The sequence below is a fragment of the Massilia endophytica genome (genome assembly GCF_021165955.1).
Taxonomy (GTDB): domain Bacteria; phylum Pseudomonadota; class Gammaproteobacteria; order Burkholderiales; family Burkholderiaceae_D; genus Rugamonas; species Rugamonas endophytica.
Genome location: NZ_CP088952.1, coordinates 1,279,706 through 1,292,642 on the forward strand (window position 1 = coordinate 1,279,706; position 12,937 = coordinate 1,292,642).

The 12,937-nt window shown below is 65.0% G+C and carries 13 protein-coding genes; 4 read left to right on the top strand and 9 right to left on the bottom strand.

All coding sequences use genetic code 11. The annotated features are described in order from the left end of the window. Positions 1-17: 17 nt before the first annotated feature. The 5 genes from LSQ66_RS05910 to LSQ66_RS05930 are packed head-to-tail and all read right to left on the bottom strand — an operon-like array spanning position 18 to position 5,388. Complete coding sequence (locus LSQ66_RS05910; protein ID WP_231768865.1) at positions 18-812, bottom strand: HpcH/HpaI aldolase/citrate lyase family protein; 795 nt, start codon at positions 810-812, stop codon at positions 18-20. Then, entirely contained in the window at positions 809-2,158 is a 1,350-nt protein-coding gene (locus LSQ66_RS05915; RefSeq protein WP_231768866.1) for an MmgE/PrpD family protein, read from the bottom strand. Before LSQ66_RS05915 ends, LSQ66_RS05910 begins: the two co-directional genes overlap by 4 nt. A gap of 13 nt (positions 2,159-2,171) precedes the next feature. After that, positions 2,172-3,350, bottom strand: a complete 1,179-nt coding sequence (locus LSQ66_RS05920; protein WP_231768867.1) for a CaiB/BaiF CoA transferase family protein — start codon at positions 3,348-3,350, stop codon at positions 2,172-2,174. A gap of 10 nt (positions 3,351-3,360) precedes the next feature. After that, positions 3,361-4,521 carry an acyl-CoA dehydrogenase family protein gene (locus LSQ66_RS05925; RefSeq protein ID WP_231768868.1) on the bottom strand — a complete coding sequence of 387 codons (1,161 nt, stop codon included), beginning with the start codon at positions 4,519-4,521 and terminating at the stop codon, positions 3,361-3,363. A gap of 9 nt (positions 4,522-4,530) precedes the next feature. Further along, on the bottom strand, positions 4,531-5,388 hold the full coding sequence (locus tag LSQ66_RS05930; protein WP_231768869.1) for an FAS1-like dehydratase domain-containing protein: 858 nt from the start codon (positions 5,386-5,388) through the stop codon (positions 4,531-4,533). Between the two features lie 163 nt (positions 5,389-5,551). On the opposite strand from LSQ66_RS05930, the gene LSQ66_RS05935 reads away from it, so the two are divergent. Then, positions 5,552-5,722: a hypothetical protein gene (locus LSQ66_RS05935; RefSeq protein WP_231768870.1), complete on the top strand. Its 171-nt coding sequence runs from the start codon at positions 5,552-5,554 to the stop codon at positions 5,720-5,722. Here LSQ66_RS05935 and LSQ66_RS05940 read toward each other — a convergent pair. Further along, positions 5,712-5,873 (bottom strand): hypothetical protein, encoded by a 162-nt coding sequence (locus LSQ66_RS05940; protein ID WP_231768871.1) that lies wholly within the window; start codon positions 5,871-5,873, stop codon positions 5,712-5,714. The genes LSQ66_RS05935 and LSQ66_RS05940 overlap by 11 nt on opposite strands. A gap of 187 nt (positions 5,874-6,060) precedes the next feature. Between LSQ66_RS05940 and LSQ66_RS24680 the strand changes: the two genes are divergently transcribed. Both LSQ66_RS24680 and LSQ66_RS05945 read left to right on the top strand, forming a co-directional pair. Then, positions 6,061-6,189: a hypothetical protein gene (locus LSQ66_RS24680; protein ID WP_269449148.1), complete on the top strand. Its 129-nt coding sequence runs from the start codon at positions 6,061-6,063 to the stop codon at positions 6,187-6,189. Positions 6,190-6,259: 70 nt separating this feature from the next. Beyond that, positions 6,260-6,619 (top strand): hypothetical protein, encoded by a 360-nt coding sequence (locus LSQ66_RS05945; RefSeq protein ID WP_231768872.1) that lies wholly within the window; start codon positions 6,260-6,262, stop codon positions 6,617-6,619. An 88-nt stretch (positions 6,620-6,707) separates the two neighbouring features. On the opposite strand, the gene LSQ66_RS05950 is transcribed toward LSQ66_RS05945, so the two are convergent. After that, a complete protein-coding gene (locus LSQ66_RS05950) occupies positions 6,708-8,096 on the bottom strand; it encodes a M16 family metallopeptidase (protein WP_231768873.1) in 1,389 nt (462 codons plus the stop codon). A 2-nt stretch (positions 8,097-8,098) separates the two neighbouring features. Next, positions 8,099-9,415 carry a M16 family metallopeptidase gene (locus LSQ66_RS05955; RefSeq protein WP_231768874.1) on the bottom strand — a complete coding sequence of 439 codons (1,317 nt, stop codon included), beginning with the start codon at positions 9,413-9,415 and terminating at the stop codon, positions 8,099-8,101. Positions 9,416-9,517: 102 nt separating this feature from the next. On the opposite strand from LSQ66_RS05955, the gene LSQ66_RS05960 reads away from it, so the two are divergent. After that, positions 9,518-9,991: an acyl-CoA thioesterase gene (locus LSQ66_RS05960; RefSeq protein ID WP_231770063.1), complete on the top strand. Its 474-nt coding sequence runs from the start codon at positions 9,518-9,520 to the stop codon at positions 9,989-9,991. On the opposite strand, the gene LSQ66_RS05965 is transcribed toward LSQ66_RS05960, so the two are convergent. Next, a complete protein-coding gene (locus tag LSQ66_RS05965; RefSeq protein ID WP_231768875.1) occupies positions 9,988-12,852 on the bottom strand; it encodes a bifunctional diguanylate cyclase/phosphodiesterase in 2,865 nt (954 codons plus the stop codon). The genes LSQ66_RS05960 and LSQ66_RS05965 overlap by 4 nt on opposite strands. Positions 12,853-12,937 lie beyond the last annotated feature (85 nt).

Genomic DNA, 12,937 nt, shown 5'->3' on the forward strand with positions numbered 1-12,937 from the left:
GGGCTCTTGCGGCCTTGTTAAAGGGATTTGAGAATCTGTTCTGCGGCGAGGATTACGGGACGGTCGATCATGCGGCCGTCCACGGCCACTGCTGCGCCGTTCGAGGCCTGTGCGGCGTCCACGACGCGCCTGGCCCAGGCGACGTCCTCCGCGCTTGGCGAAAATGCCGCGTGCACTGCCGCCAGCTGCCTGGGATGGATGCACAGCTTGGCGCCGAAGCCGAGGCCGCGCGCGTAGCACGCATCGCTGCCGATCCGTGCCTCATCGTCGATGGCGGTGGTGACGCCATCCACCGGCGCGCCCAGCCCTGCAAGGCGGGAGGCGAGCACCAGGCGGGATCGGAACAGCAGCAGGCCTTCCCGCTCGTCCGTGATGCCGAGATCGAGAGCGAAGTCGATGGAGCCGAACATCAGCCGTTCGACTCGCGGCCCTGCCGCCAGTGCTTCCACAGCGGCGATGCCTGCCGCAGTTTCGATCAGCGGATAGACCGCTGCTGCGCTGGCAGCGCGGGCGATATGGTCGAGGCGTTCGGCTTTCGGCAGCACGATGCCGGCGAGGCGCGGGCCGGCCAGGCGGCACATGGCGAGATCGTCGGCGAACCATGCGCTGTCGGCCGAATTGATACGCACCAGTAAGGGTACGCCCGGCGTTGCCGCTTCCAGCCATGCTGCAAGCGCCTCGCGTGCGCCGGCCTTCGCTTCGGCCGGCACGGCGTCTTCCAGGTCCACAATGACTGCCCCCGCGCCTGCCGCGCAGGCCTTGCCGAAGCGCTCGGGGCGGTTGCCGGGAACGAAGAGGTAGGAGCGCGTCACAGCAGGCTGCCCACTTGCGGCAGGCGGGCCATGGACCAGACCTTGTCCGCCACCGCGTTCATTTCGTCTTCTGCCGCTGCGCCGGAGAATGCGGCGAGGCGCACAGCCTTGTCGTGCAGCTCGCGGCGGCTCAGGGTGTTGCCCGGATCTCCCTTAGGCTCGTCGACGCGTCCACCCAGAATGCGGCCATCGGTGGTGGTGACCGCTACCTTCCCGATCCAGCGTTCCGGATAGGCGGCATCGACTTCCTCGTCCAGAACCATATGCACTTTGCTGCGGAAATCGGCAATGCGCGGGTCGTTGTAGTAGTTCTCGAATTCCGTCAGGCCTGCAATCCTGAACTCCGCAATCAGCCCGAGCACCGTACCCATCGAGAACTTCGCCTGGTGGACGGTTTGCGGATTGACGACGGGGCCCAGCACATCGATGGCGCCCTGATGCACATAAGCTTCCACGCGCGCGATCCGTTCCGCAGTCAGTCCGTGTTCGCCCATCACCTGCAGCAGCGCATCGGCGGCAGGGTGGGTATGGCGGCAGGAGGCGTGGAACTTGAAGGAGGTTTCGGCGAGCGCCCAGCGCTGGCCCAGGCGGTCGGTGAGCTTCGACGGATCTGCATCGCGCGACATTCCGGCGGCCATGCCCTGCGCGCCTTCCAGAATGCGGCGCGCGCCGGTAAAGCCGCCCTGCGCGAGGTAGGCCGCCATGAGGCCGTCGCTGGCGGCTTTCGCCGTATGCAGCTGTTTCGAATCCGCCGCGTCGCGCAGGAATTCCCACAGCCCTGCGGCCTGCGTGCCTGCGGAACCGAAGGCATGCAGCATCTGTTCAGGCGTCAGCTTGAGCAGGCTGCCTGCGGCGGCAGCCGCGGCGATAGTTCCTGCCGTGCCGGTGGTGTGGAAGATCTTGTAGTGCGAGCGGCCCAGGAACTCACCCACGCGGATGCCCACCTCATAGCCCGCGGTGACGGCGCACAGCAGTTCCTTCCCGCTGCTGCCGAGGGACTGCGCCACCGCCAGCGCGGCCGGGAACACGACGGCGGCGGGATGGAAGACGGAGCCGTTGTGCACATCGTCCTGCTCGGCGAAATGGGAGGAGGCGCCGTTCACCAGGGCGGCGAACAGCGGGGTGCTGCGCGTGCGGGAGATCAGCACTTCACAGGGGCCGAGTGCGCCCATCTGCTGCGCAAACGCGGCGATGGTTTCGACCGGCCTGGCTCCTTTGCCTGCCAGCGCGGAGCCGATCCAGTCCAGGAACAGGTCTTCGGCGCGGCGGACGACGTTCTCCGGTATGTCCTGGAATTGCAGATTGGCCGCAAAGGCAGCCAGCTGCTGCGATGGATGTTCGCTCATGTTCTCCTCTTGCTCAAATGGCTTGCTGTTCGCGCAGCGCGGCGATGGCCTCGGGCGCGTAGCCAAGGCCGGACAGGATGGTTTCGGTATGCTGGCCAAGTGCCGGCACTTCGTCCATGCGCGCCTCCCAGGTATTCGGCACGCCGGGCGGCAGCAGGGCGGGGATTGAACCCGCCGGTGTCGGCACCTCCGTCCAGCGGCCGCGCGCCTTCAACTGGGCGTGCTCCCACAGGTCGTGCATGTCGTTCAGGTGGGCATTCGCGATTTGCGCGCTGTCCAGGCGCTCGATCACCTGCTCGGCGCTCAGCTTCATGAACACCTCGTCGATGATGGAGCGCAGTTCGGTGCGGGCCGCATTGCGGGCAGCATTGGATGCGAAACGCGGATTGGCGGCCAGTGAAGGCTGCAGCAGCACCTTCTCGCAGAACAGCGCCCATTCCCGTTCGTTCTGCAGGCCGAGCATCACAGTCTTGCCGTCGCCTGCAGGGAAGGGACCATAGGGATAGATGGTGGCGTGCGCGGCGCCTGCCCGCGGCGGCGGCGAGGCGCCGTCCATTGCGTAGTACAAGGGATAGTTCATCCACTCGGCCAGGCTTTCCAGCATGGACACGTCGATATTGCAGCCCTTGCCGGTCTTGCCGCGCTGGATAAGGGCCGCGAGAATATTCGTGTAGGCGTACATGCCAGCGGCGATATCGGCGATGGAGCAGCCTGCCTTGGCGGGTTCCTCCGGCGAACCGGTAATGGAAAGGAAGCCGGATTCGCTCTGGATCAGGAGGTCGTAGGCTTTCTTGTCGCGGTAAGGGCCATCCGCGCCGTAGCCCGAGATGTCGCAGACGATCAGGCGCGGATAGCGTTCGCTCAGCGCCTCGTAGGAGAGGCCCAGGCGCGCCGCTGCGCCCGGCGCAAGGTTCTGTACCAGCACGTCGGCGTCCGCCAGCAGCTTGTCCAGGATGCGCGTGGCTTCCCCGTGCTTCACGTCGAGCGTGAGGCTCTCCTTGGAGCGGTTGGTCCACACGAAATGGGAGGCGAGGCCGCGTGCGCGCGCATCGTAAGCGCGGGCGAAATCGCCCACGCCGGGCCGCTCCACCTTGATCACGCGGGCGCCGAGATCGGCCAGCTGGCGCGTGCAGAAGGGCGCCGCGATGGCATGTTCCAGGGTGATGACGGTGATGCCGTCGAGTGGACGCATGTTGGCCTCCTCAGAAGGAACGGGGCATGCCCAGCACGTGTTCGGCCACGTAGGACAGGATAAGGTTGGTGGAGATGGGCGCCACCTGGTAGAGGCGCGTTTCGCGGAACTTGCGCTCCACGTCGTACTCATGGGCGAAGCCGAAACCGCCGTGGAACTGAAGGCAGGCGTTCGCCGCCTCCCAGGAAGCGTCCGCCGCCAGCATCTTGGCCATGTTTGCCTGGGTGCCGCAGGGCTGGTGCGCATCGAACAGCTCGCAGGCCTTGTAGCGCATGAGGTTTGCGGCTTCCAGGTTGATGAAGGCTTTCGCAATCGGGAACTGCACGCCCTGGTTCTGGCCGATGGGGCGGCCGAACACCACGCGCTCGTTCACGTACTTTGTCACCTTGTCGATGAACCAGTAGCCGTCGCCGATGCACTCGGCGGCGATCAGGGTGCGTTCGGCATTCAGGCCATCCAGGATGTATTTGAAGCCCTTGCCTTCCTCGCCGATCAGGTTCTCCGCCGGGATCTCCAAGTTTTCGAAGAAGAGCTCATTGGTTTCGTGGTTCACCATGTTCAGGATGGGCTGCACGGTCATGCCCTTGCCGATGGCTTCGCGCAGGTCCACGAGGAAGATGGACATGCCTTCGGACTTCTTCGTCACCTCCGCCAGAGGCGTGGTGCGGGCCAGCAGGATCATGAGGTCCGAGTGCTGGATGCGCGAGATCCACACCTTCTGGCCGTTGATCACGTAGCGGTCGCCTTTCTTCACGGCCGTGGTCTTGATCTTCGTGGTGTCGGTGCCGGTGGTGGGTTCCGTCACGGCCATCGATTGCAGGCGCAGCTCGCCGGTGGCGATCTTCGGCAGATAGAACTCTTTCTGCTCCTTTGAACCGTGACGAAGGAGGGTGCCCATGTTGTACATCTGGCCGTGGCAGGCGCCGGAGTTGCCGCCGCTGCGGTTGATCTCCTCCATGATGATGGACGCTTCCGTCAGGCCCAGGCCGGAGCCGCCGTACTCCTGCGGAATGAGCGCAGCGAGCCAGCCAGCCTCGGTGAGCGCGTTGACGAATTTCTCGGGATAGCCGCGCGCCTCATCGACTTCGCGGAAATAGGAAGAGGGGAATTCCGCGCACAGCGCGCGCACGGCGTCGCGAATGTCCTGGTACTGGTCGTTTTGATGCTGCATGGTTTGCTCTCAGAAGAAATCGATATCGGCTTCGGCCTGCATGGCCAGCTCGCCCCGTTGGTTCTCGGCCCACAGCACGACGCGGCCATCGCCTGCCTGCTTGCCATGGACGCTGAAGGAATGGACGTCGAACAGCGGCGACACGGCGCGGAAGCTGAATGCCTTGACGCGCGCGGCAGGCAGTTGGGCGCGCAGCAGCTCCATGAGCAGCGTGGCGATCAGCGGGCCGTGCACGATCAGGCCCGGATAGCCTTCCACCTCCGTGACATAGCTGCGGTCGTAGTGGATGCGGTGGCCGTTGAAGGTGAGGGCGGAATAGCGGAACAGGAGAACGGCGTCCGGCGCGATAGCGCGCGACCACTGGGCGCCCGTGGGCGGCGCCTTGGGCGCGGGCGCCGGAGCGCCGGGCTGCGGCATGTCGCGGTAGACGATGTCGTGTTCCTCGGTGACGGCGACGCGGCCTTCCTGCGCTATCTCATGGCGCACGGTGACGAAGGCCAGCGGGCCGGTGGCGCCGGTCTTGTCCTTCACGTCGAGGATGGTGGAGGTGCGCGAAAGTTCCGCGCCCACGGTGAGCTGGCCGGGGAAGGTCAGCCGTCCGCCTGCCCACATGCGGCGCGGCAGGGGAATGGGCGGCAGGAAGCCGCCGCGCTGTGGATGGCCGTCCTCGCCCAGGCCGGACTGGGGCGCCACGCTCCAGAACAGAATCCAGTGCCACAGGGGCGGAAGCGGCTCGCCGGCGCGCGGCGCTGCGGGCAGGTCGAGCGTGGCCGCCAGGGCGGCGACGGGGCCGGGTGCAGCCGTGTCGCGCAGCGTTTCGCGGCGGCCCACCCATTGCTGCATCAAGGAAAGATCGAACTGGGACATGTCGGCCCTTCATGTTGAAAGAAGGGCCAGTGTATGGCGCAGGGGTGGGCGCCACAATTTGCGATTTTGGAAGGGGGGCTTGCGTTTTGCTTGAGTGGCGTGGCGCGCGCGCCCTTCGTGCAAAAGCCGTTATGATAGGTTTGACAAGATTGTTGGGGAGCTAATGATGAGAACGGAACGCGATACGGACAGTCCGGTCCGGGCGCACCAGACGCCGGACCCGGAAACGCCGCCTCCGATACCGGAGAAGGAGCCGCCGCCGGATATCCAGCCGGTGCCCGAGGCGCCGCCGGTCGAGGAACCGCAGCGCAAGCAGGTGCCGATCAAGGCTTAGGCGGCTGGGGCGGCTGGGGCGGGCGCTGCGGAATCTTGCGCACCTCCTCTTCGGTTTCCTTCTCGCCCGGCGTTTTCTCGCCGCTGCCGATATCCGGTTCGTCGATGAGGTGGCCGCCTTCGCCGGCCTTGTCGGGTTTCTGCTCTTGCATGGTGACCTCCACAGGCTGTTCGAGGGCCGATGCTAGCAGGGCGCTTCCAAGGGCGGCGCGGCATTGAGATGCGGTAACTGTTGCCGCACGGATACAAATTGCACACTTTGTGCTGCATGTCACAAGTGCGTCAATAAAGTATTTTTATAATCGATTCATCCATCAAGCAAAACCAATGGAGCTCATCATGGGGAACTCGCTGCACAACAAAATCTACCTGGGCCGCCGCACCGATACGACGCTGCGCGCCATGATTTACGCGGGTGCCGTCGCGGGTCTGGGCCTGCTGCTGTGGAGCCTGCGCGCCCTGAAATAAGGGGATTGCTTGCCGCCGCCCCCGGGGGCGCGTACCATGACGGCCGCAAGGCCCTCATGGACATCGAGCAATGAAAAACGAAAAACTCAGTACGGACGAATACAACGCGCTGGAAGAAGTACGGCGCGGCATCAAGGGCAAACCGAGCGCCTGCGTGGGCCGCAACAGCAAGCGGCTCTCGGGCATCAAGTTCATCAGCATCTCCCGCGACGGGCGCATTGCGCTGACGGACAAGGGCAAGGAGGCGCTGTTCCTGCGCCGCTGCATCCTGGCGCTGCGCAGCCTGGCCGACGCGCCGGGCACGCCGATCGATGCCGACGTCGCGGCCTTCCTCGGCAAGAAATCGCACATCGCCGCCATCGAAGGCGGCTTCGAGATCACCCCCAAAGGCCGCGAATCGCTGGCCGACATCGAATCCCACAGCCTTTGACCAGTCGTCCCCGCGAAGGCGGGGACCCAGGGGAGTATCAGCGCCGGGTGCCCCCCCCTGGGCTCCCGCCTTCGCGGGAGCGACGGAGCTAGGGCTGGAAGCCGTCGGCGGTGATGTCGAGCTCGGTGACGTCGCCGTATTTGGCGGCGATCTGGCGGATATCGGCGGCCTTTCCGATCAGGACCATCTGCAGGTTCTTGCGCGGGAAATGCTTGTCCACCAGCTGGCGCGCGCGTTCGGGCGTCAGGCTGTCGACGTCTTTCATGAAGTTGTCGATCTGCTCGCGGCCGAAGTTCAGCGCGAACATCTCGCCCAGCAGCCCGGCCAGCTGCTCGCTCGTTTCGAAGCGCGGCGGGTACTGGCCCTTCACGTAGGCCTTGGCCGAATCGAGCGTGGCCTTGTCGATGCCCTTGTCCCACAGGCGGTTGTAGGTCTTGAGCGCGAGGTCCAGCGCAGCCTCGGTCTTCGGCAGCGCCGTGAAGCTGGAGATGGCGAAGGTGCCGGTCTGCGAGAGCGGCGAGAAGGCGCTGTTGGCGCCATAGGTCAGGCCCGAATTCACACGCAGTTCGTCGTTCAGCCAGGAGGTGAAGCGGCCGCCCAGCACCGTGTTCAGCACCTGCAGCGGAACGTAGTCCGCATCGCTGCGCGCAATGCCCGCGCCGCCGATCAGGAAGGTGGTTTCGATGGCGTCCGGCTTGTTCACCAGCCAGACGCGCGCCTTGCCGTTCTGGACCTTGCCATTGTCCGCCTGCTGCGGGGCCGGGCCTTCCGCTTTCCAGCCGCCGAACAGGCTCTCGATCTGACGCCGCATGTCGGAGGCCTTGAAGTCGCCCACCACGACGATGGCTGCATTATCGGGACGGAAGTAGCGCTGGTGGAAGGCCTTCACGTCGCTTTGCTTCAGGGCCTGCAGGCTGTTGACGGTGCCGCCAGCGGGATTGCCGTAGGCGCTGTCGCCGAACAGCATGGCGCGGTAGTAGACGCCCGCCACCTGGCGCGGGCTTTCCTTGGCCTGTTTCAGGCCGCTCACCTTGCGGGTGCGCAGCTTGTCCAGTTCCGCCGCATCGAAGCCCGGCTGCTGCACGATTTCGGCGAACAGGGGCAGCAGCGTATCGGTATCGGTCTTGGCGAAATTGGCCTGCACGGTGCTCATCTCGGTGCTGCTGCCGCCCGCCAGCGTGGCGCCGCGGAAGTCGAATGCCTCGTCGATATAGGCCTTGTTGTGCTTTTCGCTGCCCAGCAGGATGGCGTCGCCGGTCAGGTTGGCCAGGCCCGCCTGCTTGCCGTCGTTGACGGCGCCCGCCTTGACGACAGCCCGCACGGCGATCAGCGGCACTTCATGGCGTTCCATCAGCAGCACGGTCAGGCCGTTCGGCAGTTTTGCAGTTTCGTAGGCGGGCAGGCGGAATTCGGCGGCGCCCGCGCTTGCGGCCAGCAGCGTCAGCGCAACCGCGCTTGCAAACAGCTTCTTCATCATTCTCATTCCTCCTTCGCGGCGAGCACGCCGATGGTGCGCTGCGATTTCTTCAGGTATTTGGCGGCGACGGCCTGGATGTCGGCCGGTTTCAGTTTTTCGTATTCGGACGCGGCGTCGAACATCTTCTTGTAGCCGCCGAAGAAGACTTCGTAGTTGCCCAGCTGCTGGGCCTTGCCGTTGATGGTTTCCTGGGCGCGGTAGAGGTTGAGCAGCTTGCGGTTCTTCACCTTCTGCAGTTCCTGCTCGCTCACGCCTTCGGCAACGAGCTTGTCGATTTCGGCCAGCAGGGCCTTCTCCACACGCGAGGCTTCCACGCCGTTGGCGGCAACCGCGAACAGATAGAGCAGGCCGGGGTCGAAGCCGTCCGTGGTGTCGGCGCCGACCTGGGTGGCCAGCTGCTGCTCCACCAGGGCCTTGTACAGGCGCGAGGTCTTGCCTTCGGTGAGCAGGGTTTGCAGCACGTCCAGCGCGTAGTGGTCGGCATGGTCGGCCTGCGGCGCCTTGTAGGCCACCATCAGGTTGGCGGAAGTCGCGGAGGGCTTGGCGACGAAGAGGCGGCGCTCGCCTTTTTGTTCGGGTTCCACCGTGCGCACGGCGGGCGGCATGGCGCGCTTCGGAATGGAGCCGAAGTACTTGGCGGCCATGGCCTGCACCTTGTCCGCCTTCACGTCGCCCACGATCACGGCCACCGCATTGTTCGGCGCGTAGTAGGTGCGGAAGTAGTTGTTCAGGTCCTGCTGCGTCCAGGCCTTGATGTCCGACTCCACGCCGATCACGGGCCAGGAGTAGGGATGGGCCGTGTAGGCGACGCTGTTCAGGTCTTCCATCAGCATGCGGATATTGGAGTTCTCCAGGCCCGTGCTGCGTTCGGACAGCACCACGCCACGCTCGCTTTCCACCATCTTCGGGTCGATGGAGAGGTTGGCGATGCGGTCACTCTCAAGCTTGAAGATGGTTTCCAGCGACGAGGCGGGGAACCAGTCCTGGTACACGGTCACGTCGCTGTTGGTGTAGGCGTTGTTGGAGCCGCCGTTCGCTTCCATGGTGCGGTCGAACATCTTGGGCCCGTAGTGCCTGGAGCCGTTGAACATCATGTGTTCGAAGAAGTGGGAAAGGCCTGTGGTGCCGGGCGCCTCGTTGCGCGAGCCTACCTTCCAGAAGGTGTACATGTTCGCGTTGGGGATGGAGCTGCTTTCCAGGACGATGAACTTCATCCCGTTGGGCAGCGTGAACGATTTGACCTGATCGGCTGTGAGCGCAGCCTGCGCGGTGGCGGCGGCGCCAAGGGCGATACCCGCAGCCAGGACTTTCCACTTCATGATTGATCCTTTCGGTTGAAAGAGCAGTCGCCAAGCATAAGGGAATTGCAAGTAAAATGCACCTGTTCCAGATCAACTTATGAGCACGCGATGGATAGCGCAATGCACTGGTCGGCCCACGAGCTGACGATGACGGTCCTGATGACCCCCGACATGGCCAATTTCTCCGGCAATGTCCACGGCGGCACCATCCTGAAATTCCTGGACAGCGTGGCCTATGCCTGCGCCAGCCGCTATTCGGGCAGCTATGTGGTGACCCTGTCGGTGGACCAGGTGATGTTCCTCCAGCCTATCCACGTGGGCGAGCTGGTGACTTTCCTGGCGTCCGTGAACTACACGGGCACCACGTCCATGGAAGTGGGCATCCGCGTCGTCACCGAGAATATCCAGCAGCGCCTGGTGCGCCATGCGAACAGCTGCTATTTCACGATGGTGGCGGTGGATGGCGACCGCAAGCCGGTGCCCGTGCCGCAGCTGGTGCCGCAGACGCCGGAGCAGGTTGCCCGCTTCGAGCAGGCCAAGGCGCGCAAGGCCGCGCGCCTCGCGCTGCATGGGGCAAAGAAAAAGCCTGCTTAAGCGCGCAGGCGTTCCGCGTTTTCCTCTTCCAGCATGGCCTGCAGATCCGCCGCCGCGAGCGGACGGCTGAACAGGTAGCCCTGCATCTCGTCGCAGGCGTGACGGCGCAGGAAGGCCAGCTGCGCCGCCGTTTCCACGCCTTCCGCAATCACGCGCAGCTTGAGGTTGTGGGCCAGGGCGATGATGGACACCACAATCGCCGCCTGGTCCGCCTCTTCGCCGTCGCGGCCGATGTCGCCCACGAAGGAGCGGTCGATCTTGAGCACGTCGATGGGGAAGTTGCGCAGGTAGGAGAAGCTGGAATACCCGGTGCCGAAATCGTCGATGGAGAGGGCCACGCCCAACGCCTTCAGCTCGTGCAGCAGCCCGACCGCCTGCGTGACGTCGTTCATGAACACACTCTCCGTGAGCTCCAGCTCCAGGCAGCGGGCGGGCAACCCCGTATCCGACAGCACCTTCTCGATGGAGGCGACAAGTCCCGGCTGCGCGAACTGGCGCGCCGAGAGGTTTACGGCCATGCGCAGTTCCGGCAGCCCGGTGTCCAGCCATGCGCGCGCCTGGGCGCAGGCCGTTTGCATGACCCAGGCGCCGATCGGCACGATCAATCCTGTTTCTTCGGCCAGCGAAATGAAGCGGTCCGGCGGCACCATGCCCAGCTCGGGGTGCTGCCAGCGCAGCAGCGCTTCGACGCCGACGATGTCCCCGCTGGCGATATCGACCTGCGGCTGGTAATGCAGCACGAACTCACCGCGCTCCAGCGCCTTGCGCAGCGCGCCCTCGATGCGCAGCCGCTCCTGGGCTTCCTCGTTCATGGCGGGCTGGTAGAACTGGTAGCAGTTGCGCCCCATCTTCTTGGCCGAGTACATGGCGATGTCGGCATGCTCGATCAGGTGCTGGGCGGGCGTGCCGTCCGCCTCGTAGACCGCGACGCCGATGGAGCAGGTGACGGCGAATTCCTTGCCGTCCAGGAGCACGGGCTGGGCCAGCGCGCGCATCACCCGGCCCACGATATCGGGCGAAAGGGTTTCATCCGGATATTCGCTGAGGATGGCCACGAATTCGTCGCCCGAGAGGCGGGCCACGGTGTCGCTTTCGCGCACGCTCGACTGCAGGCGGCTGGCAATGGTCTTCAGCAGCAGGTCGCCCGCCTTGTGGCCCATGGTGTCGTTCACGAACTTGAAGCGGTCAAGGTCGATGAGCATCACCCATAGCGGATGGCCGCTGCGGTTGGCGTAGGCGATGGCCTGCGAGAGCCGGTCCTGCAGCAGCATGCGGTTCGGCAGGCCGGTGAGCACGTCGTGGTGGGCGATATGCTGGATGCGCTGCTCCGCTTCCTTGCGTTCGGTGATCTCGCTGCCCGTGCCGCGGTAGCCTTTGAATTCGCCCTTGCTGTCGTAGACCGGTTCACCGCTGGTCTGGAACCAGCGCGTCACGCCGTCGTTGCCCACCATCGAGTATTCCAGGTTGGAGAAGGGCAGGCGGGCATCGAGCAGGGCCTGGTGTTCGCGGCCCCATTTCGTGTTCAGCATTTCGGGGTTGGCCTGCCAGCGCGTCTGGCCGATATAGTCGTCCTTGTTGAAGTGGCCCTTCTCGAAGAAGCCGCCCGTGATGTGCGTGAAGCGGTACTGCGCGTCCTGCTCCCAGTACCAGTCCGAGGACAGGGCCAGCAGGCGGCGGAAGCGCTGTTCGCTTTCCTGCAGGGCGCGCTCCGTACGCTGGCGCATCAGCACGTCGGCGTTGAGCTTCTCGTTGCTGCGCCGGAGGTCGGCGGTGCGCGCGTCGACCAGGAGCTGCACCCGGCGCGAGCGCTGCACCAGCGTGTGCACCAGTGCCGCGCCCAGGACGCTGAACAGAATGCCGCCCAGCAGGGTGCTCAGGGAACCCAGGTGATCGGCCAGGAAGGGGCGGGGCAGGGCGTCGATGCGCACATGCCAGGGCTGGCCCAGCACCTGGAAGGTTTGCGTTTCGCTGTCCTGGTAGTCCGGCGCCAGCCAGTCCGGCAGCACGCTCAGGAGGCCGCCGGGCGACGCGGGAGCCTGGCCTGTGGTGTAGACGGCGGTGGCCTCATTGGGTTCGTCGCCCACGTACACGCGCACCAGCACCCGGTTGTCGTCCAGCAGGCCGCCGTATTGCAGGATGGTGTGCACGAGGTGGGGCGCGCGGATCACGGCAGCCGTATCGCCGACCCAGGCGCTGTGCCGCTGCTCATAGGTATCGAGGGGCGCACCCGGCTGGTAGACCGGCATGATCATGGTGAAGCTGTTGGTGCGCTTCGGATCCTGCGCCAGCCGCAGGAGGGCGGTGGCCGCCGGTTTGCCGGTACGCAGAATGCGCTCGATGGCCGCACGCACCGCCTTGTTCGGGCTTACGTCCAGGCCGAAAGCGGCTTCGTTGCCCTGCATGGGCTCCAGGTAATCGACCACATTGTAGCTTTCACTCACCGGCGCAGGCTGCTGGCCGGTGGCCGTCATCTGGCGTACGGCGAAACCGGGTATGCTGCGCTGCATGTCCGCTTCGTAGGCCAGGCGCTGCCCGTGGTTCAGCATGCGGTGGAAGTTGAAGGCCTGGATGAAGGGATAGCGCTGCAGCAGGGGGCGGGTGAAGACGCGGAACTGTTCGCGCGTTACCGGCGTCACGGTGCGGAACAGCTGGTTCGTCACCGTGAGCACTTCCACGGTTTCGTCCAGGCCGCGCTGGATGGCGGCCACGCGCATGCTGGCGCGCTGCTGGAAACCGAGCGACTGCTTTGCGTATTCGAGGCGGCTGACTGCGAGGAAGAGCACTGCCGTCGCCGCAAGGCCGGCGCCCAGCGTCAACGCCGCTGCGTAGGATACCGGTGATGACTTGCGGCGAAACGCCATGTAATTCCTTTTTACTAATGTTGCTGCGATTCGGGCCGCGCTCATCAGTTTGTCACAAAACCAGCGTTCTGCCGACTGTCAAATT

Bases quoted from the DNA above. Each gene is read 5' to 3' on its own strand.
- LSQ66_RS05915 (WP_231768866.1), bottom strand. From the start codon at position 2,158: ATGAGCGAACATCCATCGCAGCAGCTGGCTGCCTTTGCGGCCAATCTG.
- LSQ66_RS05935 (WP_231768870.1), top strand. From the start codon at position 5,552: ATGATGAGAACGGAACGCGATACGGACAGTCCGGTCCGGGCGCACCAG.
- LSQ66_RS05940 (WP_231768871.1), bottom strand. From the start codon at position 5,873: ATGCAAGAGCAGAAACCCGACAAGGCCGGCGAAGGCGGCCACCTCATC.
- LSQ66_RS05945 (WP_231768872.1), top strand. From the start codon at position 6,260: ATGAAAAACGAAAAACTCAGTACGGACGAATACAACGCGCTGGAAGAA.
- LSQ66_RS05950 (WP_231768873.1), bottom strand. From the start codon at position 8,096: ATGATGAAGAAGCTGTTTGCAAGCGCGGTTGCGCTGACGCTGCTGGCC.
- LSQ66_RS05960 (WP_231770063.1), top strand. From the start codon at position 9,518: ATGCACTGGTCGGCCCACGAGCTGACGATGACGGTCCTGATGACCCCC.
- LSQ66_RS05930 (WP_231768869.1), bottom strand. From the start codon at position 5,388: ATGTCCCAGTTCGATCTTTCCTTGATGCAGCAATGGGTGGGCCGCCGC.
- LSQ66_RS05925 (WP_231768868.1), bottom strand. From the start codon at position 4,521: ATGCAGCATCAAAACGACCAGTACCAGGACATTCGCGACGCCGTGCGC.
- LSQ66_RS24680 (WP_269449148.1), top strand. From the start codon at position 6,061: ATGGGGAACTCGCTGCACAACAAAATCTACCTGGGCCGCCGCACCGAT.
- LSQ66_RS05965 (WP_231768875.1), bottom strand. From the start codon at position 12,852: ATGGCGTTTCGCCGCAAGTCATCACCGGTATCCTACGCAGCGGCGTTG.
- LSQ66_RS05955 (WP_231768874.1), bottom strand. From the start codon at position 9,415: ATGAAGTGGAAAGTCCTGGCTGCGGGTATCGCCCTTGGCGCCGCCGCC.
- LSQ66_RS05920 (WP_231768867.1), bottom strand. From the start codon at position 3,350: ATGCGTCCACTCGACGGCATCACCGTCATCACCCTGGAACATGCCATC.